Origin of the sequence: Maritalea porphyrae (assembly GCF_027213965.1) — a bacterium.
Taxonomy (GTDB): domain Bacteria; phylum Pseudomonadota; class Alphaproteobacteria; order Rhizobiales; family Devosiaceae; genus Maritalea; species Maritalea porphyrae_A.
Map to the genome: position 1 here is coordinate 85503 of NZ_JAPWGX010000003.1, position 25125 is coordinate 110627.

Annotated in this window: 21 protein-coding genes; 16 read left to right on the forward strand and 5 right to left on the reverse strand. The window is 49.7% G+C overall.

Annotated elements, in window-relative coordinates; all coding sequences use genetic code 11:
* Positions 1 to 188 precede the first annotated feature (188 nt).
* Entirely contained in the window at positions 189 to 2576 is a 2388-nt protein-coding gene (locus tag O4H47_RS09245) for a 1-deoxy-D-xylulose-5-phosphate synthase N-terminal domain-containing protein (protein ID WP_269393696.1), read from the forward strand.
* 34 nt (positions 2577 to 2610) lie between these two features.
* Here the strand turns inward: O4H47_RS09245 and O4H47_RS09250 are convergent, their stop codons facing one another.
* Entirely contained in the window at positions 2611 to 3330 is a 720-nt protein-coding gene (locus O4H47_RS09250; protein WP_269393697.1) for a FadR/GntR family transcriptional regulator, read from the reverse strand.
* A gap of 212 nt (positions 3331 to 3542) precedes the next feature.
* Between O4H47_RS09250 and O4H47_RS09255 the strand changes: the two genes are divergently transcribed.
* From O4H47_RS09255 to fdhD, 10 genes are all read left to right on the forward strand, one after another.
* Positions 3543 to 5351 (forward strand): gamma-glutamyltransferase family protein, encoded by a 1809-nt coding sequence (locus O4H47_RS09255; RefSeq protein ID WP_269393698.1) that lies wholly within the window; start codon positions 3543 to 3545, stop codon positions 5349 to 5351.
* Between the two features lie 130 nt (positions 5352 to 5481).
* Positions 5482 to 6600 carry an NAD(P)/FAD-dependent oxidoreductase gene (locus tag O4H47_RS09260; RefSeq protein WP_269393699.1) on the forward strand — a complete coding sequence of 373 codons (1119 nt, stop codon included), beginning with the start codon at positions 5482 to 5484 and terminating at the stop codon, positions 6598 to 6600.
* Positions 6601 to 6608: 8 nt separating this feature from the next.
* Positions 6609 to 6956 (forward strand): RidA family protein, encoded by a 348-nt coding sequence (locus tag O4H47_RS09265; protein ID WP_269393700.1) that lies wholly within the window; start codon positions 6609 to 6611, stop codon positions 6954 to 6956.
* Between the two features lie 150 nt (positions 6957 to 7106).
* Positions 7107 to 8765 carry an electron transfer flavoprotein-ubiquinone oxidoreductase gene (locus O4H47_RS09270; protein WP_269393701.1) on the forward strand — a complete coding sequence of 553 codons (1659 nt, stop codon included), beginning with the start codon at positions 7107 to 7109 and terminating at the stop codon, positions 8763 to 8765.
* A gap of 79 nt (positions 8766 to 8844) precedes the next feature.
* Positions 8845 to 9225, forward strand: coding sequence for a GFA family protein (locus tag O4H47_RS09275; RefSeq protein WP_269393702.1), 381 nt, complete (start codon positions 8845 to 8847; stop codon positions 9223 to 9225).
* 216 nt (positions 9226 to 9441) lie between these two features.
* Positions 9442 to 10842 carry an MATE family efflux transporter gene (locus O4H47_RS09280; RefSeq protein WP_269393703.1) on the forward strand — a complete coding sequence of 467 codons (1401 nt, stop codon included), beginning with the start codon at positions 9442 to 9444 and terminating at the stop codon, positions 10840 to 10842.
* Positions 10843 to 11022: 180 nt separating this feature from the next.
* On the forward strand, positions 11023 to 11466 hold the full coding sequence (locus tag O4H47_RS09285) for an NAD(P)H-dependent oxidoreductase subunit E (RefSeq protein ID WP_269393704.1): 444 nt from the start codon (positions 11023 to 11025) through the stop codon (positions 11464 to 11466).
* Positions 11463 to 13022, forward strand: coding sequence for a formate dehydrogenase beta subunit (locus O4H47_RS09290; protein ID WP_269393705.1), 1560 nt, complete (start codon positions 11463 to 11465; stop codon positions 13020 to 13022). Before O4H47_RS09285 ends, O4H47_RS09290 begins: the two co-directional genes overlap by 4 nt.
* Before the next feature lie 10 nt (positions 13023 to 13032).
* Positions 13033 to 15885 (forward strand): formate dehydrogenase subunit alpha, encoded by a 2853-nt coding sequence (gene fdhF, locus O4H47_RS09295; RefSeq protein ID WP_269393706.1) that lies wholly within the window; start codon positions 13033 to 13035, stop codon positions 15883 to 15885.
* Positions 15885 to 16670 (forward strand): formate dehydrogenase accessory sulfurtransferase FdhD, encoded by a 786-nt coding sequence (gene fdhD / locus O4H47_RS09300; RefSeq protein WP_269393707.1) that lies wholly within the window; start codon positions 15885 to 15887, stop codon positions 16668 to 16670. The genes fdhF and fdhD overlap by 1 nt, the downstream gene beginning before the upstream one ends.
* On the opposite strand, the gene O4H47_RS09305 is transcribed toward fdhD, so the two are convergent.
* Positions 16671 to 17279 (reverse strand): carboxymuconolactone decarboxylase family protein, encoded by a 609-nt coding sequence (locus O4H47_RS09305; protein ID WP_269393708.1) that lies wholly within the window; start codon positions 17277 to 17279, stop codon positions 16671 to 16673.
* A gap of 173 nt (positions 17280 to 17452) precedes the next feature.
* On the opposite strand from O4H47_RS09305, the gene O4H47_RS09310 reads away from it, so the two are divergent.
* Together O4H47_RS09310 and O4H47_RS09315 are read left to right on the forward strand one after the other, a co-directional pair.
* Positions 17453 to 18106 carry a GntR family transcriptional regulator gene (locus O4H47_RS09310; protein WP_269393709.1) on the forward strand — a complete coding sequence of 218 codons (654 nt, stop codon included), beginning with the start codon at positions 17453 to 17455 and terminating at the stop codon, positions 18104 to 18106.
* A 140-nt stretch (positions 18107 to 18246) separates the two neighbouring features.
* A complete protein-coding gene (locus O4H47_RS09315; RefSeq protein WP_419719609.1) occupies positions 18247 to 18939 on the forward strand; it encodes a nitroreductase family protein in 693 nt (230 codons plus the stop codon).
* A gap of 108 nt (positions 18940 to 19047) precedes the next feature.
* On the opposite strand, the gene O4H47_RS09320 is transcribed toward O4H47_RS09315, so the two are convergent.
* On the reverse strand, positions 19048 to 19923 hold the full coding sequence (locus O4H47_RS09320; RefSeq protein ID WP_269393710.1) for a LysR family transcriptional regulator: 876 nt from the start codon (positions 19921 to 19923) through the stop codon (positions 19048 to 19050).
* Positions 19924 to 20235: 312 nt separating this feature from the next.
* A complete protein-coding gene (gene ald, locus O4H47_RS09325; protein ID WP_269393711.1) occupies positions 20236 to 21351 on the reverse strand; it encodes an alanine dehydrogenase in 1116 nt (371 codons plus the stop codon).
* 130 nt (positions 21352 to 21481) lie between these two features.
* On the opposite strand from ald, the gene O4H47_RS09330 reads away from it, so the two are divergent.
* Both O4H47_RS09330 and ettA read left to right on the forward strand, forming a co-directional pair.
* Positions 21482 to 21937 carry an Lrp/AsnC family transcriptional regulator gene (locus O4H47_RS09330; RefSeq protein WP_269393712.1) on the forward strand — a complete coding sequence of 152 codons (456 nt, stop codon included), beginning with the start codon at positions 21482 to 21484 and terminating at the stop codon, positions 21935 to 21937.
* A gap of 88 nt (positions 21938 to 22025) precedes the next feature.
* Positions 22026 to 23681, forward strand: a complete 1656-nt coding sequence (ettA, locus tag O4H47_RS09335; RefSeq protein ID WP_269393713.1) for an energy-dependent translational throttle protein EttA — start codon at positions 22026 to 22028, stop codon at positions 23679 to 23681.
* Between the two features lie 34 nt (positions 23682 to 23715).
* Here the strand turns inward: ettA and O4H47_RS09340 are convergent, their stop codons facing one another.
* Positions 23716 to 24165: a host attachment protein gene (locus tag O4H47_RS09340; protein ID WP_269393714.1), complete on the reverse strand. Its 450-nt coding sequence runs from the start codon at positions 24163 to 24165 to the stop codon at positions 23716 to 23718.
* A 146-nt stretch (positions 24166 to 24311) separates the two neighbouring features.
* On the opposite strand from O4H47_RS09340, the gene O4H47_RS09345 reads away from it, so the two are divergent.
* Entirely contained in the window at positions 24312 to 25115 is an 804-nt protein-coding gene (locus O4H47_RS09345; RefSeq protein WP_269393715.1) for an alpha/beta fold hydrolase, read from the forward strand.
* The last annotated feature ends 10 nt before the right edge of the window (positions 25116 to 25125 follow it).

The following is a 25125-nucleotide window of genomic DNA, read 5'->3' on the forward strand; positions in this document are numbered from 1 at the left end:
CTCTGGACGGGGTGCAATTTGCGCAAATTGCGCGGGTTGCACCGCCTGTTCAGGGTGCACTTTTGAGGGTCAACGACTTGCCCTTGTTTTGTTTTTATGTAAGATGTCTGACAACTTTAGAGTGAGCTGGTGCGCGATTGCATTGGCGTGCACAAAATTCGTCACAAATGCTCCAAGAGAGAACCGCCATGAAAAAAGATATTGAGCAGCTTAAACAGTTGGAAAACCAAGTGCTCTGGCTCGCGTGTTGGATGATCCATAATGCGAACCATTTGCGAAAAAAAGACGACGGTGACGTAAAAGTGGGCGGCCACCAAGCATCGTCGGCCTCAATTGTTTCGATCATGACGGCGCTCTATTTTCATGTCTTGAAACCGGAAGATCGTGTTGCTGTTAAGCCGCATGCATCGCCGATCTTCCATGCTATTCAATATCTCATGGGCAATCAAACCCGTGAGAAAATGGAAAACTTTCGTGGTTTTGGCGGCGTGCAAAGCTATCCAAGTCGCACAAAAGACATTGATGATGTTGATTTTTCAACAGGTTCAGTTGGCCTAGGGGTAGGTATTACTGCGTTCGCTTCAATGATTCAGGATTATCTGCAGGCCAAAAAATGGGCGAAAGACAAGCCCATGGGCCGGATGATTTCGCTGATCGGCGACGCCGAAATGGATGAGGGCAATATTTTTGAGTGCCTTCAAGAGGGTTGGAAACATGATGTTCGCAACGTCTGGTGGATCATCGATTACAATCGCCAAAGCCTTGATGGGGTGATCAAGGAAGGGCTTTGGGAGCGTCTTGAGACGATCTTTAAAGCTTTTGGCTGGGAAGTTGTGCGCATTAAGCACGGTTCGTTGCAGCGCGCTGCATTTGCGGAGCCAGGTGGCGACAAATTGCGGGATTGGATCGATAATTGCCCGAACCAACTCTACTCGGCACTAACCTTTCAAGGCGGTGCTGCGTGGCGCAAGCGTTTGCTGGATCAAATTGGCGATCAGGGCGATGTAACGGCCCTTATTGAAAGGCGTTCAGACGACGAACTTTCAGCCCTAATGAACAACCTTGGTGGTCAGTGCATGGAAACTTTGGTTGATGCGTTTGAAAGCATTGATCATGATAAACCTACGATGTTCCTTTCCTACACCATTAAAGGCTGGGGCACGCCACTGGCCGGGCATAAAGACAATCATGCTGGTTTGATGACACCCACGCAAATGGAAATTTTACGCAAAAATGTTGGTGTTGACACCGGCGATGAGTGGGAAAAGTTTGGTGCGATTGCCGACGAAAAGAAAACACAGGCGTTTTTGGATCAGGTTACTTTCTTTTCTAAAGGCACACGCCGTTTCAATGCCGACGCCGTTCCTGTTGGTGAACCGGTGAAATTGACAGACCGCATGCAATCAACGCAAGCGGGTTTTGGCAAAATCCTGGATGCTATTGGCAAACGAGACGACAAGCTTTCTGAGCGCATTATTACCACATCGCCTGATGTGACGGTGTCTACCAATATTGGTGGTTGGGTAAACCGCAAAGGCTTGTTTGACCGCAAAGTGTTGCAGGACACGTTTAAAGATGAGGCCATTCCTTCGGCACAGAAATGGCAGTTTTCACCAGATGGTCAGCATATTGAGTTGGGCATTGCGGAAATGAACCTGTTCTTGATGCTTGGTGCTGCTGGTCTGTCTCATTCCATCTTTGGCGAGCGCTTGTTGCCAATTGGCACGGTATACGATCCATTTGTTGCCCGTGGCTTGGATGCATTGAACTACGCTTGTTACCAAGACAGTCGCTTTATGATAGTGGGTACACCATCCGGGATTACGCTTGCGCCGGAAGGCGGTGCGCACCAATCGATTGGGTCGCAACTGATTGGGATGAGCCAGGATGGTTTGGCCGCGTTCGAACCCGCCTATTTGGACGAATTGTCCGTTGTGATGAATTGGGCGTTTGACTATATGCAGCGCGATGGCGAAGGCGACCCAGACGAACGCACGTGGCTTCGTGATGAAACGGGTGGATCCATCTATATGCGCCTGTCGACACGTCCATTGGAACAGCCCATTTGGCGCGAAGATGAAGAGTTCAAACAAGGTGTTATTGATGGGGCATATTGGTGGCGCAAGCCTGGCGCTAACTGCGATGTTGTGATTGCCTATCAAGGTGTTGTTGCCCCAGAGGCACTTGAGGCTGCAGGCCGCATTGGCGAAGACCGCCGAGACATTGGCGTGCTCGCTTGCACCTCCGCGGATCGGCTAAATGCGGGTTGGACCGCTGCGCAACGGGCCCGTCGTCGTGGGAATGTTGGCGCGATGTCACACATTGAACGGATGCTGGCTGAACTGCCACCGCACTGTAAGATAATTACTGTGACAGACGGCCACCCGGCAACTTTGAGTTGGTTGGGCGCGGTTGCTGGTCACGAAACTATTCCTTTGGGCGTAGAGCACTTTGGGCAAACGGGAACAGTTAGTGATCTATACAGTCACTATGGCATTGATGCAGACACCATTGTTTCCGTAGCGCAAAACCTTGTTACGGGCCGACCACTGCGCAATTTGCGCGCAGTCGTCTAACAAAATTTAGCCAATTCGATTGTGATCGGATTGGCTAAATCACTTCTGACTTGATTTCGGAAATATGCAGCCGCATCGCTTCTGTTGCAGCAATGCTGTCTTTGGCCTCTATGGCCGCAACAATGCGTTTGTGTCCATGATTTGAAATCTGGTCACGGCGATGCCGTTCAACTGGTGACGTTGCGGTTGGCAGCATGCTTTTGTTGATCTCGCGTAGCACGTTAAATAGCAATTCGTTGCCCGTGGCAGCAGCAATGGCTTCATGAAAAGCTTGATCGTGCTTTTGTCCCTCGAGGAAATCTTCGGTTTGTTCCACCAAAGTGGCGTACCCCTTAATGATATCCAGTTGTTCTTTTGTCGCAAATCTCGCTGCTAGTCCTGCAATTTGTGGCTCCAGCATTTCGCGCATTTGAAACAGATCAAAGAGCTTTCGTGTGCTCCCTTTTGTTGAAAACCCGAGTGCTCGGACCAAGTCCGCTTGGCTAGCGGCCTGAATATAGTTTCCGCTGCCTTGTCGGGCAGCCAATACACCTTGTTCTTGCAGCACGCGAATGGCCTCGCGCAAGGAGTGGCGGGATACTTTGAATCTTTGTGATAATTGGCGTTCTGGGGGTAGGATATCGCCGGGGCCAAGATTGTCTTGTTCGATTAGCAACCGAATTTTGGCAACAACGCCCTCATAAGCGCGCACGGTTGGCGCTGGCTTGCCTGTTTTCTGTGGATTGCGAGGTGCTTTTTTTGCTAGTTTTGCCAATTCTTGTCCCAACCAATTTTTTGCTGACGTGAGTTTAAGCGCGGAAAACCCACAGAAATCAATAGCTAATGCCACAAAAGTTTTACGCACAATTGGTTGGCGGCATGTGCTATTGCATTGCGATTTTGGATTCAATGTGAAATTGGTACAACCATTCCTTGAATAATTCAGTTTTACCCTTAATGTCGCCAGTTGCAGCAAGGGAGAGGCACATGCGGAATTTTACAACCAGACCAGAAATATTGGGTGACTTTGGCGTTGTGGCGTCTACGCACTGGATTGCTTCGGGTGTGGGGATGTCCGTGCTGGAACGGGGCGGAAACGCTTTTGACGCGGCTGTTGCGACCGGGTTTACTTTGCAAATTGTTGAGCCGCATTTAAACGGTCCAGGTGGTGAAGTTCCTATGCTGATTGCAAAGCATGGCGAGGCGCCAAGGGTTGTGTGTGGGCAGGGCGTTGCCCCAGCAAATGCCACTCTAGACGCTTATAGATCGCTTGACCTCAATATTGTGCCGGGCAGTGGGTTGTTATCCGCTGTAGTGCCTGGCGCTTTTGATGCATGGATGATGATGTTGCTCGACTACGGCACATTGCATGTTCGTGACGTGCTGTCTTATGCCATATCTTACGCGCAAAATGGTGTCCCTGTTCTGCCAAACATCGCTGGCACCATTGGCAACGTTAAGCAGCTCTTTGATGAGCATTGGAACACCTCTGCACAAGTGTATTTGCCCAACGGTGCAGTGCCAAAAGTTGGTGGTCGATTTGCCAATCCAGCAATTGCCGCAACATATCTGCGGATTATTGAAGAAGCCGAGAGCATTGGCGGAAGTCGTGACCGCCAGATTGAAAATGCACGTAAGATCTGGCGCGAAGGTTTTGTTGCCGAGGCGATCGACAGTTTTTTCCGTGAAAACGAATTTATGGATACTTCGGGCCAACGAAATGGCGGCCTGTTGACTGGGCAAGATATGGCGAATTGGCACGCCAGTTATGAGGAGCCTCTAAGCTACTCGTATAAGGGCTATGAGGTGCTCAAAACTGGTCCATGGGGGCAGGGGCCAACGTTTTTGCAGCAATTGGCATTGCTTAAGGGATTTGATTTGGATGGGTTGTCTCCCACCGATCCGAATTTTGTGCATCTTGTGGCAGAGGCAACCAAACTAGCATTTGCGGATCGCGAACGCTTCTATGGAGACCCCAATTTCGTCGACGTGCCGATGGCGACGCTATTGAGTGACGACTATAATGATCAGCGGCGCAAGCTGATTGGTGAAACCGCTTCGTTTGATCAGCGTCCCGGCCGCGTTGAAGGATTTGGCGGGCCGTTGGTTGATCGTCCCAAAGGCGAGACGCCGGAGGGCCGCCAAAACAAGGATATGGGTGAGCCTACTGTTGCGCGTTTTGACGAATTGCCAACCGGAAGCGACGGGCGCACCAAGGGTGATACGTGTCATCTGGATATCATTGATCGGTGGGGCAATATGGTCACCGCAACGCCAAGTGGTGGTTGGCTGCAAAGTTCCCCCGTTGTGCCTGAACTTGGGTTTTGTTTGACCAACCGCGCGCAAATGTTTTGGCTGGATGAGCGCTCTGCGTCCTGCATTGCGCCGGGCAAAAGGCCGCGTACAACATTGTCTGTTTCCATGGCAATGAAAGATGGGTCGTCAGAAATGATCTTTGGAACGCCGGGTGGCGACCAGCAAGATCAGTGGTCTTTGCACCATTTCTTGCGTTATGTGCATTTTGGGCAAAATCTGCAGGAAGCAATTGATGCACCAGGTTTCCACACCAACCATGTCACCAGTTCGTTTTATCCGCGCGAAGCCGATGCAGGGCACCTTGTTGTTGAGGGGCGTTTTGGCCAATCCACTGTTGAGGAGTTGAAGCGCAAAGGGCATAAACTGCAGGTTGATGGCGACTGGACGCTTGGTCGCATGACAGCTGCGTCCAAAACTGGGGGATATTTGCGCGCGGGTGCAAATGCTCGGTTCATGCAGGGCTATGCATTGGGAAGATAGTTTGATTGCAATGGTTTGCTGTTGTTTCTGCAAAACTGGAATCAAGAGCTTAAACTGTTGATTCAGGCTTGCAATTGCCGCCCAATGCTGTGCACCATTTGAACAATGAGTCTGAAAAAGAGTTGATTTGATGGTTCGGCAAGTTGATGTTTTGGTGATTGGTGCAGGCATAGCCGGCGCGGGCATTTCTGCGCAATTGGCGCAGTCAAATTCAGTGGTCGTGTTGGATATGGAGGCGCGTCCGGGCTACCATTCCACAGGTCGCTCCGCTGCGATGTTTGCCATGAACTATGGCAATGATGCGATCAAGAAACTCAATAAAGCTTCTTGGGACATGTTTCAGGATTTGCCGGTAGAGTTCTTTCCAAACTCGGTTTTGTCTAATCGGGGCGTGCTGCATGTAGCAAGTCAATCTTCAAAGGCGGAATTTGATGAACTCATGGCAGGAGCGGATGATATTGACCCGCTGACTCCCGAGGAAGCCGCGCAGATTGTCCCAATACTTGATGTGTCAAAATGTGTGGCTGCAGGACTCGAGAGAGAAGCAAAAGACCTAGACGTGGCTGCGCTACATTATGGCTGGTTGAAGCAGGCAAAAAAGCTGGGTGCCCAGGTGATTTGTGATGCGCAAGTTAGTGACGCAAATTACGTTGATGGCATGTGGCACGTGGAAACGGTGAAGGGCCAATTTCAGGCTAAGACAGTTGTGAATGCGGCCGGAGCTTGGGCCGACGAGATTGCCATAATCTTTCGTGCACCCCCAGTTGGCTTAAAATCAAAGCGGCGTACAATCGCGACTTTGCCGTCGTCACATCCGGATGTTTCGCACGGTTGGCCAATGCTTTTGAGTGCGTCAGAAGATTGGTACATGAAACCAGATGCGGGTAGTTTTCTGGTGTCACCTGCTGATGAAGACATTGTGCCACCTCATGATGTGTTTGTGGATGATATGGTTTTGGCGGAAGGCTTGTTTCGATTTTCAGAAGCAACAACTTACGACGTCACGCGTGTCGATAGCAGTTGGGCCGGATTGCGGGTTTTTGCGTCGGATAAGACTCCGGTGTGCGGATTTGCAAAATCGGTTGAGGGATTTTTCTGGTTGGCAGGACAGGGTGGATATGGCATCCAAACAGCACCTGCTTTGTCGCTATTGGCGGCCCGAATGGTGCAGGGCGATGACCTGCCAGATTTTGCGGATGAACAACTAATCAAAGATTTGTCACCCAATCGGGCGGCGCTACAACAATAGGAAATCAAATGAGCATTAAACGTATTAATCCCGGTCCACGGATGAGCCAAGCTGTTGTGTTTGGGGATATGGTCTATTTGTCTGGTCAGGTTGGCAATTTGGGCGATGACGTTGCTGCCCAAACCAAAACAATCTTGGACAATGTTGACGCATTGTTGGCCGAGGCCGGCACCAACAAGTCAAACGTTCTTAAAGCTGAAATTTGGTTGTCTGATATGGCTCATTTTGGTGCGATGAATAGGGTTTGGGATGCTTGGATTGACCCAGCGAACCCACCAGCTCGTGCAACTGGCGAAAGCAAATTGGCCGCGCCAGAGTTCTTTGTTGAAATTATGATTACTGCAGCCAAAATCTAGGCTCGTTGCGCTAATCATGCGACGGACTTGTCGTATGATGCGAAATGCTGATTTTGCACAAATCAATTTTGTGTTTAAAACATCGGCAAATCAGAAAATGGAACGGCTCGTTTTGTGCGAGCCGTTTTTGAGCATTTGAGAGGAAATGGGATGTCCGAAGTCGCGCGTGAATCCATGGAATATGATGTTGTGATTGTTGGAGCAGGCCCTGCTGGCTTGTCCGCGGCGATCCGGCTCAAACAAATTGGTGGCGACGACATCTCGGTTGTTGTGCTGGAAAAAGGCTCCGAAGTTGGTGCTCATATTCTTTCTGGTGCCATACTTGACCCGGTGGGCTTGAACAAGCTTATTCCTGATTGGAAAGAGAAGGGCGCGCCGCTCAAAACTGAAGTGACCACAGATCATTTCAACATCTTTTCTGAAAAAGGTGGCTTTTCCATTCCCCACATTTTGATGCCACCGCTTTTGTCCAACAAAGGTTGTTACATCGTGTCCATGGGCAATGTGTGTCGTTGGTTGGCCGAGCAGGCCGAAGCGATTGGCGTTGAGGTATTCCCCGGCTTTGCGGCTTCTGAGTTGGTTTACGGCGACAATGGCGAGTTGGTGGGCGTGGTTGCGGGTGAATTTGGCTTGAATCCAGATGGTGCACCCGGGTCAAGCTATGAGCCGGGCATGGAGTTGCGCGGCAAATATGTGATGCTGAGTGAAGGTGCTCGGGGCTCATTGTCCAAACAAGTAATCGCTAAATACAGCCTTGATCAGGAAGCAGACTATCCTAAGTTCGGCTTGGGCATGAAAGAGATTTGGGAAATTGACCCCTCCAAGCATAAATTGGGCCATGTTGAGCACGCAATGGGCTGGCCACTAGGAGGCGAAGCCGGTGGTGGTTCGTTCATCTATCACCTTGAAGACAATCAAGTTTACGTCGGCTTTACTGTGCATTTGGATTATAAAAATCCTTATGTCTTCCCCTATATGGCATTCCAGCAATTCAAACACCATCCGCAGGTTGCAGCGCTTTTGGAAGGCGGTCGTCGTACAGCCTATGGCGCTCGCGTAATCGCGAGCGGCGGCATGCAATCTCTGCCCAAAATGGTATTTCCGGGTGGAGCGCTGCTTGGTTGTTCTGCTGGTTTGCTCAACTTTGCTAGGCTGAAGGGCAATCACAATGCCATGTTGTCCGGCATTGCGGCTGCAGATGCGGCGGCGGCGGCGTTGAAGGCTGGGCGGCAAGGTGATGAGCTTTCAGACTACGAAACAGAAGTACGCACTGGAGAGATCGCAAAAGACCTCAACAAAGTGCGCAACGTCAAACCCATGAGTTCAAAGCTGGGCGCTGTTTGGGGTACTATGTTGGCTGGTGCTGACATGTGGTTCGCGTCGCTTTTTGGTGCACCCTTGTTTGGCAAGTGGGCGCATGGAAAATCTGATGCGATGGCTACAGAACCCGCAGCAGACCATCAAAAGATCGACTACCCAAAACCGGATGGCACCTTGTCTTTTGATCGTTTGACCAACGTGTCTTTTAGTTTCACCAATCACGCTGAAGAACAACCGTGCCACCTAAAATTGGCTGATCCAAACCTACCGATTTCAAAAAATTTGATTGAATTTGCAGAGCCGGCGCAGCGCTATTGCCCGGCTGGAGTTTATGAGGTTGTTGAGCAAACAGATGGGACTGGTCCAAAGTTTGTGATCAACGCCCAAAACTGTGTGCATTGCAAAACATGCGATATCAAGGATCCCGCACAAAACATTACGTGGGCAACACCGCAGGGCGGTGAGGGGCCAAATTACCCCAACATGTAGCGCGTTTGCACTAGATGGAATTTCAAAAACCCGCAAGATTATGCTCTTGCGGGTTTGCTTATTGAGAAGGTGAAAGAATATGCACACTGGAAGTTGCTTGTGCGGCGCGGTCGAATTTGAAGTTACTGAAGAACTGAAGGCACCAGACGCTTGCCACTGCGATGCTTGTCGCAAATCAACAGGGCATTACCTCGTGTCGACTGACGTCAAAGAAGATGCGCTAAAAATCAGTGGTGAAGAAAACATCAGCTGGTTTCAGTCTTCTGAGAAGGTGCGGCGTGGCTTTTGCTTGATGTGCGGTTCGACCTTGTTTTTTGATGCGATTTTTAAAGACTGGATTGGTGTGTCCATGGGGGCATTTGATAAGCCGACTGACACCAAATTGGCGATGCATATATTTACGGCGGAAAAGGGTGATTACTACGAGATTACCGATGATTTGCCGCAAAACGAGCACTGAGGTTTGTGGTGACAAATTGGCTACACACCAGCGCGATTTTTGATCGACTGGTAAGAAGCGCTTGCCAAATTGTCACACCGGTGAAACCTTAGCTTCAAGAATCGCGAATTCATCGCGCCGGTAATCGCTCTACAGCGGTTGGCATTGGGTTTTTTGTTTTGAACCGAATGTCGGCGAATAATCTCTTGCCGGGATGTTTTGTAATGAGGTGAGATGATGTCTGACGCGACAAACGTGCAGGCGGGGCGTGCTGATTGGCTGCGCGAAGCAAAAACGACTTTGATTTTGGCATGGCCGTTGATTGCGGCCCAATTGGCACAAATCGGGTTGGGCACGACTGACGTCATTATGATGAGTTGGCTCAGCGCGGATCATTTGGCTGCGGGCGGGCTTGCTACATCCATCATGTTCTTGTTCCTGATTTTTGGAATTGGCGTTGCAACAGCTGTGTCCCCTTTGATGGCACAGGCAGTTGGCCGGGAGGACTACCGCTCTGTGCGCCGCACCGTGCGACAGGGGTTTTGGGTCTCGTTGATGTTCGCCACTATTCTCGTGCCCTTTATTTTGCAAATTGAATGGATATTTGAAGTTCTTGGGCAAGACCCGAAGCTGGGCGCATTGGCCAAGGGCTATATGCAGTTTGCCGCGTTTCAATTTTATCCGTTTTTGCTGTTTACCGTCTTGCGCGGTTTCTTGTCGGCCCATGGCGACACTCGTATTGTTCTCTATGCGACGCTGATCGGCATTGTAGTGAACGCTTTTGGCAACTATGGCCTGATGTTTGGTAACTTTGGCTTGCCTCGGTTAGAACTGGCTGGTGCGGGCATATCTACAATTGTTGTGCATACAGTGACATTCTTGTTCGGACTTGGTTACGTACTCACACGACAAAAATACCGGCACTATGCATTGTTGCTGCGTTTTTGGCGGCCGGATTGGCCACGGTTTTTCGAAATCATCAGGGTGGGAACCCCCATTGGATTTATGTTGACGGCAGAGGTGGGCTTGTTCAGCGTTGCTGCCATCATGATGGGTTGGTTGGGCACGCAAGCGTTGGCTGCACATCTTATCGCCATTCAATTGGCATCCATTTCCTTCATGGTGCCGCTTGGTCTTTCACAGGCAACAACCATTCGGGTTGGGCTTCAATACGGACGTGGCTCAAACTTTGGCGTAGGTGTTGCCGGCTGGACTTCAATAGCTATTGGCACGGGCTTTATGGCAATCACATGTGCACTTTTTGTGGTGTTTCCGAACGTGTTTGTTTCGTTGTTTATCGATCCAACTCAACCCGAAAACTTAGCGGTTTTTGGTCTGGCTGTATCTTACTTGGCGGTTGCCGGTCTTTTTCAACTTGTTGATGGTGCACAGGCCATGGCCGCTGCATCATTACGTGGATTGAGTGATACCAAGGTGCCCATGTATGCCGCCATATTTGGCTATTGGTTGATGGGGTTACCCATTGGCTATTATTTGGGCTTCCACACTGAATTGCGTGGCGTAGGCGTTTGGCTGGGGCTTGCTGGCGGTTTGGCGATTGTGGCTGTGATCCTGAATTGGCGGTTTGCGTTACGCGAGCGTTTTGGCTTGCTCAAACCGCAAGCTGAGATGCAATAAAACGGGCATTGCCAGAATAATTCGAACAAAAGTTACGATATTTTATATTTAAAATATATCTTGATTGCGCATGTTGAATGGGCCTAATGTTGGGTGCTGTCGGCATGTTGGCAATTTTTGTGACTAAAGATTTATATTAACATGCTTGACCTTGATCTCACATTGAGGGAACGATTGGGCATGGAAAAGATTATTCAGGAGGCTCTTTCCGGTCATGTTGGAGAAACAGGTGGTCTAATCACCGGCTTACGCCATGTACAGGAAAGATGCGGGTTCGTGCCCAGCGAGACCGTTCGGATCGCGGCAGAACTATTTAACATTAGCCAGGCGGAAGTGCGTGGCGTGATCAGTTTTTATGCTGATTTTCGCGACAAAAAGCCTGGTCAACATCATATTCGTCTTTGCGTTGCGGAGGCGTGCCAGTCTGTTGGTGCGCGCGCCATCGAGGAGGATCTGCTCAATCGTTTTGCCGTGAGGATGGGTGAAACGGACGCTGCTGATTTTGTCACTATTGAACCTGTATACTGTCTAGGGTTGTGCTCTTGCGCGCCAGCAGCAGAGGTGAATGGCAAGCTGATCGCACGCGTTGATGGGCAGCGAATTGCGGACGAGGTAGTATCATGAGCAAACAGCGTATTTTTGTGCCGCTCGACAGCGCTGCTGTTGCGTTGGGCGCAGATGATGTTGCGGCTGCGATTGTTAGAGAAGCCGCTGCGCGTGATTTGGATATTGAGATTGTCCGCACAGGTTCTCGGGGCATGCATTGGCTTGAACCGCTCATTGAGGTTGAGGTTGAGGGACAACGTGTTGGCTATGGGCCAACACAGCAATCAGAAGTTTTGTCGCTTTTTGATGCAGGTTTTTTAGAGGGCGCAGATCACGAGAAATCCGTTGGGATTGTTGCAAACCTTCCATTCATGAAAGACCAACAGCGCCTGACCTTTTCGCGATGCGGCATCACGGACCCACTTTCACTCTCTGATTATCAAGCGCATGGCGGGCTGGATGGCGTTAAACGCGCAATCAAACTCGAACAAAGCGACATTGTTGAAGTCATCAAGACTTCTGGATTACGCGGTCGCGGTGGCGCGGGTTTTCCGGCGGGTATCAAATGGGACACTGTGCAAGGTGCGCAGGCAGACCAAAAGTACATCGTTTGCAACGCCGATGAAGGCGACAGCGGCACATTTGCTGATCGCATGATTATGGAGGGCGATCCGTTGCTCTTGATCGAGGGCATGGTGATTGCTGGATTGGGCGTTGGCGCAACCAAAGGCTATATTTACTTAAGGTCTGAGTACCCGATTGCGGCGCGCATTCTCAATGAGGCGATTGAGGTCGCTAAATCAAACAAGTTGCTCGGAGATGACGTGCTGGGATCGGGAATTGCATTCCATCTCACCGTGTTCATTGGTGCAGGTGCTTACATCTGTGGCGAAGAAACATCTTTGCTGGAAAGCCTTGAAGGAAAACGTGGTTTGGTGCGTGCTAAGCCGCCGTTACCAGCGCTTGAGGGATTGTTCGGCAAACCAACGCTTGTGCACAATGTTTTGTCCTTGTGCGCAGTGCCATGGATATTGGCCAATGGCGGTGACGCATATGCGGAATACGGGCAGGGACGTTCAAAAGGCACTTTGGCGTTCCAGCTAGCGGGTAACATAAAACAAGGCGGTTTGTTTGAAACCGCGTTTGGCGTTAAACTGGGTGATCTGGTCAATAAATATGGCGGCGGCACAAGAACAGGCCGACCCTTTAAGACCGTGCAAATTGGTGGCCCATTGGGTGCCTATTTACCTGAACAAATGCTCGAATTGCCGATGGACTATGAAGTCATGGCACAAAATGGCGCAGGTGTTGGCCACGGTGGAATTGTTGTTTTTGACGACACAGCTGATTTGATGGCGCAAGCCCGCTATGCGTTTGAGTTTTGTGCTGAAGAAAGTTGTGGTAAGTGCACCCCATGTCGTGTGGGTGCGGTGCGCGGCGAAGAGGTGATCGATAAAATCGCAGCAGGCACTGACTATGATCAAAACATGGTTCTACTTGAAGATCTGTGTGAATTGATGGTTGACGGTTCACTGTGCGCGATGGGCGGGATGACGCCAATTCCGGTGATGAGTGCAGTTAAACATTTCCCTGATGATTTTGCGCCGCGGCATGTCCGCGAAGCGGCAGAATAGGAGATAGAATATGCCTATCTTAAAGGAACAAGATTTTGGAACGCCAAAGTCGAAAAATGATAAAACCGTTCAAGTTGAAATTGACGGCTTTGCGGTTGACGTGCCGGAAGGCACCAGCGTCATGCGGGCTGCATCTGAAATTGGAATCGACATACCAAAGCTTTGTGCAACTGATAGTTTAGAGCCTTTCGGCTCATGTCGGTTATGCTTAGTAGAGGTTGAAGGCCGCAAGGGAACGCCTGCTAGTTGCACCACCCCTGTTTCTCCCGGCATGAAAATTTCAACCCAAACGCCTCGGCTGGAAAAGCTGCGGCGCGGGGTGATGGAACTTTACATTTCAGACCACCCGCTCGATTGCCTTACTTGTGCGGCAAATGGCGACTGCGAGTTGCAGGACATGGCAGGTTCGGTTGGTTTGCGCGATGTGCGCTATGGCTATGACGGTGCGAACCATTTTGATGCTCAAAAAGATCAAAGCAACCCGTATTTTACCTTCGACCCAGCCAAATGCATTGTGTGTTCGCGTTGCGTAAGAGCTTGCGACGAAGTGCAAGGTACTTTGGCACTCACAATTGATGGGCGTGGATTTGGCAGCAAAGTCGCTGTGGGCGCAGAAGACTTTTTCTCCTCTGAGTGCGTTTCTTGCGGGGCTTGCGTGCAAGCTTGTCCAACTGCGACTTTGCAGGAAAACACGGTGATTGAACATGGTACTCCTGATCGTTCTGTTTTAACGACCTGCGCCTACTGTGGTGTTGGCTGTTCGTTCAAAGCAGAGATGAAGGGTGATCAAGTTATCCGCATGGTGCCGTATAAAGACGGCAAGGCAAACCATGGACACTCATGTGTTAAAGGGCGTTTTGCATGGGGTTATGCCACACATAACGACCGCATAACCAAACCTATGATCCGGGAGGAAATCACCGACCCATGGCGCGAAGTATCGTGGGATGAGGCGATTGCGTATTCAGCTGAAAAACTGAAAAAGGCGCAAGCGGATCACGGCGTAAAAGCGATTGGTGGCATTACTTCTTCACGTTGTACTGCTGAGGAAGTTTGGGTGGTGCAAAAAACCATTCGCGCCGCTTTTGGCAACAACAATGTGGATACCTGCGCGCGCGTTTGCCATTCACCAACTGGTTATGGGTTGAACCAGACTTTTGGCACCTCGGCCGGTACGCAAGACTTTGATAGCGTTGAAGAATGTGACGTGATCATTGTGATTGGCGCAAACCCGACAGATGCACACCCGGTTTTTGCCTCGCAAATGAAACGCCGTTTGCGTGAAGGTGCAAAACTTATTGTGGTTGATCCACGCAAGATTGACTTGGTGAAGTCTGCCCACATTGAAGCAGATCACCACTTGCCGTTAAAACCGGGGACCAATGTTGCCGTGGTGAATGCACTTGCACACGTTATTGCGAAAGAAGGATTGATTGACGAGGAATTTGTGCAAGAGCGTTGTGACTTGCAAAGCTTCAACGAATGGCGAAATTTCATTCTTGATGACATAAACGCCCCTGAGACCATCGCTGCGGAGAGTGGCGTTGATGCAGAAGAAATCCGAAAAGCCGCGAGGCTTTATGCAACCGGCGGCAATGCAGCGATTTACTACGGATTAGGCGTTACCGAGCACAGCCAAGGGTCCACCATGGTCATGGGGATGGCGAATTTGGCAATGGCGACTGGCAATATTGGTCGGCGTGGTGTCGGCGTAAACCCCCTTCGTGGCCAGAACAACGTGCAAGGCTCGTGCGACATGGGCTCATTCCCACACGAGTTACCTGGTTATCGCTCGGTTGCGGATGATGCAGTGCGAGGTACGTTTGAAATGGCGTGGCAACGCGACCTAGACGCGGTGCCGGGCTATCGTATTCCCAATATGTTCGACGAGGCAATTGCTGGAAAATACAAAGGCATGTACGTGCAGGGCGAGGATATCGCACAGTCCGACCCCAATACCCATCACGTTGAAGCCGCACTGAAAGCGTTGGACATTTTGGTTGTTCAGGACCTTTTCCTCAACGAGACGGCGCGCTTTGCGCATGTGTTCTTGCCGGGCACGTCGTTTCTTGAAAAAGACGGCACTTTCATTAATGCAGAGCGCCGTATCAACCGCGTTCGTCCAGTGATGAAATCTGCTACAGGATTGGAAGAATGGGAAGTGACTCAGCGTTTGGCGAACGCAATGGGTTACACAGAAATGAACTATTCTGATGCCTCGCAAATCATGGATGAAATTGCAGCGCTTACGCCCACATTTGCCGGCGTCAGTTTTAAGCGACTGGACGAAACGGGGTCTGTGCAATGGCCATGCAACGAGGATGCGCCCGAGGGTACACCCATCATGCATGTTGATGGTTTTGTTCGTGGAAAAGGTGCATTCATCATCACCGAATATGTGCCAACAACTGAAAAAACCAACCGTAAGTTCCCGCTGATCCTGACGACAGGACGGATCTTGAGCCAATACAATGTAGGTGCGCAGACACGGCGCACTGACAATGTGGATTGGTGGGAAGAAGATGTGCTTGAAATTCATCCGTCGGACGCTGAAGCCAAAGGCATTCGAGATGGGCATTGGGTTTCTATAAGATCCCGAAAGGGTGAGACCACTTTGCGTGCCCAAATTTCTGAACGGATGGCGCCCGGTGTTGTTTATACAACCTTCCATCACCCTGAGAGTGGTGCCAATGTGATCACCACCGAGAATTCGGATTGGGCGACCAACTGTCCTGAATACAAGGTGACAGCGGTTGAAGTGACCCCTGCAAATCACAAATCTGAGTGGCAGGAGCATTATGCTTTGGAAACACCTTCGTTGCGCAAAATTGCCAAGAAGGTGCCTGCAGAGCCCGCTGAGTAATGGGTGATCCACAGGATAAATCGGACAATGCCCGCCAATTGGAAGTGTCCATTGGCGGGCAGATGGCCGCTTGGCAAATTGCTGAGGAATGCCCGGTTGCGCTGGTTTACAACCAACGCAATTATGCAGTCATGTTGGCCACACCGGATGACCTTGAGGATTTTGCTGTTGGCTTCTCGATTTCAGAGCGAGTAGTGAATGCTCAAGATGAGATTAAGTCGATATCTGTGCAATCTGTGGATGCTGGTTTTGACATAAAAGTTGAAATTGATCCTGCACGGTTGGAACGTTTGGATATACGACAAAAGCGAAGGAACCTTGTGGGGTCGGCGAGTTGCGGGCTTTGCGGACTTGAGAATGCGGATAGCTTTTTAGCGCCATTGCCCGAGGTTGCCGATGGGTGTTTGAACTTGCCAGACGGCGTGATTTCTAAAGCTGTGCAAGGGTTGCCCGCGCGTCAAAAGCTAAACGCTGAGACCTATTCAGTGCACGGAGCGGCTTGGGTTGCCTTGGACGGATCGATTGAACTGGTGAGAGAAGACATAGGTCGCCATAATGCTGTAGACAAATTGTTGGGCGCGCGCGCGCGGCAATCGGGCCAAGCAGATGGCTTCATGCTTGTAAGCAGTCGCTGTTCGTACGAGATTATCGAAAAGGCAGCACGCCATGGCGTGCGGGCTGTAGTCTCCATTTCTGCACCAACCGGCTTTGCGCTAGACAAAGCAGCGCAATCAAATATCGGACTTTATTGTTGGTCAAAAGAGGGGCCGGTCCGGCTTTTCTGATTATTTGTGCGTCCAGTCTGTTGGGTCATTTGAGTTATTTGGCGACAGGCCAATAATGTCGCCGTCAAGTGAGCAACCAAGTCCCAGAACAGTTCTATTGGCATAGGCAAAATAGGCTATTACTTGGTTGATCTCTAAAATTTCACCATCATCAAACCCAACTGTCCTGAGTTTCTTCACATCGTCTTCAATCATTTTTGCCGGGGTGAGTGTAAGTTTTTTGGCATAGTTGAGGGCCAAGACCTCTTTGGTGTCGAGCGGGGCGGCTTCTATGTTGTCTGTTGTAATTGCATCGCGAATAGCGCGAGCTCTCTCTTGATTCATGAGGTCTCGTTTCAAACCAACGAAGTGATGTTCAAAGCAATAATCACATTTATTAAGGTAGCTGACATAGGTGCCAATTGTCTCTAGGAACCATTTGGGCAAAGAGTTGCTTGAATGATGCAGGACATACTTATAGATGGCCATGTGGCCTTCCATCGTGTTTGGACGTAGCGAATGCATCATCATGATGTTATCAACGTTGTTGTCTGGTCCGGTGATGCGTTCATATAGTTGGCGCAGTCGGCCCGTTGCTTTAGCAAAACTGATTGTCTTTATCCAAGCCATAAATCCTCGCTTTTTGACAAATCTTTCGAAGTTTGGACAAATTGTCAAAGAAATCTGCAGTTTTGTCCGACAAAGTTGTCAGTCGGGTCTGATTTGACTAGGTTGGGCTTTGAAATGTTAGTTTGAGTGACTACAACCGGCCAAGGAACTTGGGAGAGGGAGGAGCAGCACAAATGGCAGGATCAAATGTAGAGGCAGTTGTAAACATAGTCACGGAGGCTGTTCGTACAGGCCGCCTCGCGCCCGGCACGCGACTGGTTGAAGCTGATTATACACAGGGTCTTGGCTATAGCCGGAGTACGGTTCGAGAAGCGTTTCAGCGTCTTATTTCGTCTGGTTTGTTGGCCTTTGAGCGTCATCGCGGAGTTTCGGTTTGCAAGCTAACCCGCAAGCAAGCAACGGATGTTTATTGCGTGCGGGCCACTTTGGAGGGGCTTGCGACGCGGCTTGCAACTCCATACGCTCAGGAAAACCCAGAACGGTTTGTGCAATTGCAAGCGCGATTGGACGAGGCCGTGGCAGCCGCTGATTTGAGCCTTTTTTCCAAACTCAATACAGAATTTCACAGCCAAATTGCGTTGGCGGCAGACAACGATTACCTGCTGCAAGCGATCAAACGCTTCGAAACCTCAATCTATTGGCTGCAGTTTCGTGTTTTGGTGGGGCAGAATGCCGTGTTTACAACAAATGACGATCATCAGCTTATTGTTAAAGCAATGATCAGCGGCGATCAAATTGGTGCAGAAGCGGCGATGGTGCAGCATATTCTTAAAGCTGGGGATCTCGTACAAGCGCTGGACGATGACTATTTTCAAGTGTCGCACTAGGCGAATTCTCTAAGCTTGGTTTTTACATTTTATCGCCGCCTTTTCTAGGATTTCGCTGTCTTGTGAAAATCTTCTACTTGACGGACATGTCAATTTCATTATTGTCTGACAATATAATCAGACAATAATGGGGGAAGCAGGTGGAAAATCAATTTGACAAAGACTTTGAAGCTGTGGCGTTGCCAGACTTTCAAGAAAAGTCATTAGAAGACATGCGCGCAGCAGCTGATGCCTTTTACCAACGGGTGCGCAAGCGGCATACCGTTAGGGATTTCTCAGATCGGCCCGTGCCGCGGGACATCATTGAAAAATGTCTTTTGGCTGCCGGGACGGCGCCAAATGGGGCAAATCATCAGCCTTGGCACTTTAGCGCCATTTCAAATCAAGAAATGAAAACAAAAATCCGATCTGCCGCGGAAGAAGAAGAACGAACGTTTTATGAAGGGCGTGCAGGCGAAGAGTGGTTGCGCGCGCTCAAACCAATTGGCACGGATTCTGAAAAGCCGTTCTTGGAAAAAGCTCCTTGGTTGATCGCAATTTTTGGCCAAAGACGATCAATTGGTGCGGATGGCAGAAAATACAAAAACTACTATGTGCCAGAATCCGTTTCAATCGCCACTGGCTTCTTGTTGCTTGCGTTGCAAGAAGCGGGGCTTGCAACTCTCACCCATACGCCAAATCCAATGAGTTTCCTCACACAGATTTGCGAGCGCCCCTCGACTGATAAGCCATATATTTTGCTGGTAGTTGGCTATCCTGACAAAGATGCAACAATCCCCAAACACGCTTTGGAGAAAAAGAAACTTTCGGAGATTTCGACATTTTTTGAGTAAGCCGCAAGGTCTCGAATTGTGCGAAATACACGAGAAAAAGGTCAGCTCTGGACGGCTGACCTTTTTTTATGAAGCTCGGGGTTTTGGGGGAGGAATAACCCTTACAAGCTACATGTTAGAGAATTTGTGAACCATAAAGTCTATGAACACCCGCGTTTTGAGGGCTAAACGACGCCTGTGCGGGTAAAGAATGTACAAGGGTGTGGATTCTTCAGCAATTCCAGGCAAAAGCACTTTAAGCCGTCCCGCTTCAACAGATTTGTCCATGATGAAGGAGGGGATGTAGCCATAGCCAACGCCGGCCTCCACCAATTTAAGAATTGCTTCGCCATTGTTTGATCTTGCGCGCTCTAGTTCTGCCACTGCGCGGGTTGATTGCCAGCTTGGTGCGGCAGAGCGCAAGCTATAGGCAACCGAGGGCCAGGTTTTTATGTCATCGACAGATTTTGGTAGCCCGCCCATTTTTTCAATAAGTGCGGGTGATGCTGCCAATTGATGCGTTGTTTCGGCAAATTTGCGGACAATTAGCGAGTCTGAACCCGTTGCGCCGATGCGAATGGCAAGATCCATACCTTGTTCCACAATATCTACATATCGGTCTGTCATTTGCAGGTCGACTTGGACTTTGGGGTACTTATCCATGAATTCGGGCAGCACAGGCGCGATGTGTTGTGTGCCGAAAGTCATCGGTGAGCTGATGCGCAAGAGACCCTGCGGTTCGAGGCCTTTTTCGGCGAACCGGTTCTCGATCTCGGCATTTTGCTCAAGCATTGCGCGACAATGCTCAAGGTACTCTGTTCCTGCTTCTGTAAGAGAGACCTTACGGGTTGTCCTGTTCAGAAGGCGGACGTCCAAACGCTCTTCGAGCAAGCTAAGTGTGCGCGAAACAATTGCTTTTGAGCAACCAAGTTTGTCAGCAGCTGCTGTAATGCCACTGTTCTCTGCAACTGCGACGAAAGTCTGCATAGCATTGAGCATGTCCATCTTCTTACCCCTTCAAACAATCATCCGCAGTTTTCAACATTATCAACGATATATCGAACAATAGTCAATTCAGTAATTTCACCGATTCACTTCGAACTGAAGAATTTCTTAAATGATTGTAATCGGTTGTGCGAATTGCATTCGTTTGTTGTTAAACTGGAGTGGGTCTGTAACATTTTATATAAGTGGAATCCACTAGCCTAATTAACATTTGTGTCAAATTACAAAAACATACTCATAATAGTTATACGCAAAAAGCAGCGCACCGGATCACCGGCGCGCTGCTCTAATCATTTGTCAATTGGAAACGAACTAGTTCAAAAACGTGTCTGCGTTGACGTAGTCGTAACCCAAATCGTTGGCCACGGGCTCACAAGTGATTTTGCCTTCGCATACGTTGAGCCCGTTTTTAAGGTGGGCGTCATCTTTTAGCGCTTGCTTCCAGCCCTTGTTGGCAATCTTTACAGCGTGGTGCAGTGTGGCATTGTTTAGTGCGTATGTCGACGTTCTTGCAACGGCGCCAGGCATGTTTGCAACACAGTAATGCACAACCTCTTCAACAACATAAGTCGGGTCTGCGTGGGTTGTGGCTTTTGATGTTTCAAAGCAACCACCTTGGTCAATAGCGACGTCAACCAAAACAGCGCCTGGCTGCATGGTTTTCAGCATTTCGCGGTCGACAAGTTTTGGAGCCGCAGCGCCTGGAACCAAAACCGCACCAATCACCAAATCAGCTTGCGCAACCAAGTCGGCCAATGCCGCTTTTGTTGAGTAAACAACTTTTGCACTGGCTTCAAAGTGGTTTGAAAGCTTTTCTAGAGTCGCAGGGTTGCGATCAAGAATAGTGACATCTGCATGCATGCCAACGGCCATTTGTGCGGCGTTAAAGCCAACAACACCGCCACCAACAACAATGACTTTTGCAGGGGCAACACCTGGAACACCGCCCATTAGAACGCCACGTCCACCATGAGCTTTTTCAAGTGCAGTTGCGCCAGCTTGTACTGACATACGACCTGCAACCTGGCTCATTGGCTTCAGAAGCGGCAATCCACCTTGATTGTCTGTCACGGTTTCGTAGGCGATGCAAACAGCGCCACTTGCTACCAAATCTTTGGTTTGTTCTGGATCGGGTGCCAAGTGCAAATATGTGTATAGAATTTGGCCAGGTTTGAGCATTGCGCGCTCTACAGCTTGGGGCTCTTTAACTTTGACGATCATTTCGGCTTTGTCGAAAACGTCAGCAGCGGTTGGCAAAATCTTTGCGCCTGCAGCTTCGTAAACTTCGTCTGCAGCGCCAATGCCAGCACCGGCTTGAGTTTCAACAAACAACTCATGGCCATTTGCAACCAATTCGGCCACGCTTTCAGGCGTTAGACCTACACGATATTCGTGGTTTTTAATCTCTTTTGGAACACCAACGCGCATTTTAGGACCTCCTCATGCGTTATTTGATCAAATTATTGCATCATGTGCACTGGAGAAAATTGCAAATGTCAGTTAAATTGGTTCGATATTGGGATGTTGTTCGATTAAACCGTAAAATGTTGGGATATTAATGCTTGATCAGTTGGATAGGCGAATCTTGCGCGCGTTGCAAAAGGACTGTCGCACCCCCATGCAGGAGCTGGGCGATGAAGTTGGGCTGTCGTCTTCTGCATGTCATCGACGTGTGAAGTTGTTGGAAGAACGTGGTCTAATCTCGGGCTACCACGCGCATCTCAACCCGGATCGCCTTGGCTTTGGGATGGCTTTTTATGTGGAAATCAGTCTGACAGACCAAAGCGAGGCGACGCTAAAAGAGTTTGAAGGCGCGGTGCGCTCTGCGCCTGAAATACTTGAATGTGCTCTGGTTGCCGGCGCAGCCGATTATTTGCTTAGGCTTGTGTGTGAAGATGCAGAGGATTTTGAGCGCGTTCACCGAACGCGGCTTTCGCGTTTGCCGCATGTGACTAGAATCCAGTCAAATCTGGCCATTCGGATCGTAAAGCCATTGAGTGGGTTGCCCGTGTAAAGAAATCTGGTGCTTGCCTTGCGCCAAACACCTAGGTACATGAAGGGCTAAATCTCTATCCCGCCTTTTGACATTTGAAGGATCCCAAATGGCTCGTCAATTTATTTATCACATGCATGGCATGTCCAAGACCTATTCTGGTGGCAAGAAAGTTTTGGATAATATCCATCTGAGCTTTTATCCAGACGCCAAGATTGGTGTTTTGGGGCCGAACGGCGCGGGTAAATCGACGCTGTTGAAAATCATGGCAGGCATCGACACAGAGTTTCAAGGTGAAGCTTGGGTGGCTGAAGGCGCGAAAGTTGGCTATTTGCCGCAGGAGCCAAAGTTGGATCCTAGTCTGGACGTCAAAGGCAACGTGATGCTTGGCGTTAAAGAAAAGCAGGCCATTCTTGATCGCTACAATGAATTGATGATGAACTACTCCGATGAGACAGCGGATGAGGGGGCTGCTCTTCAAGATCAAATCGATGCGGAAAACCTTTGGGATCTCGACAGCAAAGTTGAAATGGCAATGGAAGCGCTGCGTTGCCCGCCGGGGGATGCATCGGTGGAGAATTTGTCTGGCGGTGAAGCGCGCCGCGTTGCACTTTGTCAATTGTTGTTGGCTGCGCCTGATTTGTTGTTGCTCGATGAACCAACCAACCATTTGGATGCGGAAACAACTTCTTGGTTGGAAAAGCACCTACGAGAATATACCGGCTCTGTTTTGATTATTACTCACGATCGGTATTTCTTGGACAATGTGACTGGCTGGATTTTGGAACTCGACCGTGGTCGGGGTATTCCTTACGAAGGAAACTACTCCGCTTACCTTGGCCAGAAGGCGAAGCGCTTTGCACAAGAAGGGCGCGAAGATGCTGCGCGTGAACGCGTATTGGCCCGCGAGCAAGAGTGGATCGCGGCTTCACCAAAAGCACGCCAAGCTAAGTCCAAAGCACGTGTTAAAGCCTATGACGAGTTGGTCAAAGCGAACGAAGCGCGTACGCAGTCGAATTCAGCGCAGATTATTATTCCGCCGGGCGAGCGTCTCGGTGATTTGGTGATCGACGTCGAAGGCTTGAACAAAGGCTTTGGTGACCGTTTGTTGATTGAAGATTTGAACTTCAAACTCCCTGCTGGTGGGATCGTGGGGATTATTGGACCCAACGGTGCGGGTAAATCGACGTTGTTCAAAATGCTCACAGGTCAAGAACAACCAGATAGCGGCACCATCAAAATTGGCGACACCGTAAAGCTTGGCTACGTGGATCAAAGCCGGGACGCACTTGATGCCAATAAAAGCGTTTGGGAAGAAATCTCTGAAGGCAACGACATCATCACGTTGGGCAAGCGTGAAATGAACAGCCGCGCTTATACATCAGCGTTTAACTTTAAAGGTGGCGACCAACAGCAAAAGGTTGGTTCACTTTCTGGTGGTCAACGCAATCGTGTTCACCTCGCAAAGATGCTTAAGTCTGGTTCAAACGTTCTTTTGCTCGATGAGCCAACTAACGATTTGGACACAGAAACACTTTCAGCTTTGGAAGAAGCATTGGAAGAGTTTGCGGGTTGCGCTGTCGTGATCTCTCACGATCGGATGTTCCTTGACCGTTTGGCAACGCACATTTTGGCATTTGAAGGCGACAGCCACGTAGAGTGGTTTGAAGGCAACTTTGCTGAGTATGAAGCCGACAAAATCCGTCGCCTAGGTGCGGATTCAGTCAATCCAAAACGCGTGACCTATAAGCCGCTCACGCGATAGTTTGCGCTCGAAAGATATGATCTGGGCAATCAGATTAGACGACAAGTAAATCGTCCAAATGTTTGCCGATTTTTGAAGGTGGGATGTGAGTGAGGTCTTTGGCCAGCTCGTGTTCCACCTTTTTCTTTACGCCATCACTTAGCGCATTGCGGATATCCCCCAACATCGATGGGGCAGCAATAATGATCAGGTTCTCAAATTCTTTGTTTGTTGCGTCCACGTCCAAACGTTCGGCCAATTCGGTTGCAAAATCCTTTTGTGCTTTGGCTGTTGGGTCGGTTTTTGGTTCCATTGCGCTGCTGCCGTCGCCGTGGGAGGCGAACGAGCGCCCCGCCGCGTCGCTTTGGATGTCTTGAGCCCGCAAATAGTCACGTTCAATCATTTTATCTTCGATTTCGGCTAGGCCCTTGCCCACACCTAGATGATCAAAGAACCTTGCCATTGTGCTGCTGGCCACGAGGATGCGTCTTGAAACTGATTTCATGGGAACTTCCTTTCTATGGGCTAAGTGTAGATTGAAAAGCCGCGGACTTACTTGACTTGTCTCAAATGTTGGCGCCACCACAATGTACTGATGTCGAGTTGATGCGACTCTGCTAACATGGCGATAGTTGGTTGAAGGAAAGTCACATGGCAACATTTGAAATTGACGTTGAAGGCGGCACGCTTTTTGGTATTGAGCAAGGCAATGGTTTGCCAGTGGTGTTTTTGCACGCGGGAGTTTGCGATCACCGCATGTGGTTGTCTCAAATAGAAGATTTAGACGAAAACATTCATGCTATCGCTTATGATCGGCGTGGGTTTGGTCAGACCGTTTCGGAAAATGTCGAGTTCGATGAACTTGAAGACCTGTCGGCCGTTCTTGATCATTTCGATATTCGTGCGGCCGTTCTTGTGGGGTGTTCGATGGGCGGCGGACTGGCGATTGATTATGCCATTGCAAACCCAGACAGGGTTGCAGGTATGGTGCTGGTTGGTAGTGCGCTTACTGGCGCACCCGATTTTGAGTTGCCAGAAGAATTAAATCCCGTGCTTCAAGCTGAAGAACTTGCCAGAGAGAGCGGCGATTTGGACATGCTCAATAAAGTGCAGGCGCATGAATGGTTGGATGGCCCTGCGCAGCAAAGCGGTCGTGTGGGCGGCGCAACACGTGCGCTGTTTTTGGATATGAACAATATCGCGTTGCATAAGCCTGCGCTCGACCACGAAATTGTCCCGCCATCAGCCATCGAAAAGCTATCAAAGGTCAGCCAGCCAGCTTTGTTGATATGTGGTGATTATGATTTTCCCGATATTGTTGAAAACCATCGAATTCTTGAAGAAGAATTGGTGAATTCGGTTTCAATCATTATTGAAGGCACCGCGCATTTGCCAAATATGGAACGGCCCGATTTGTTCAATCCGTTTTTGTCTGAGTTTTTGAGTTCCTATTGATCCGTTTATC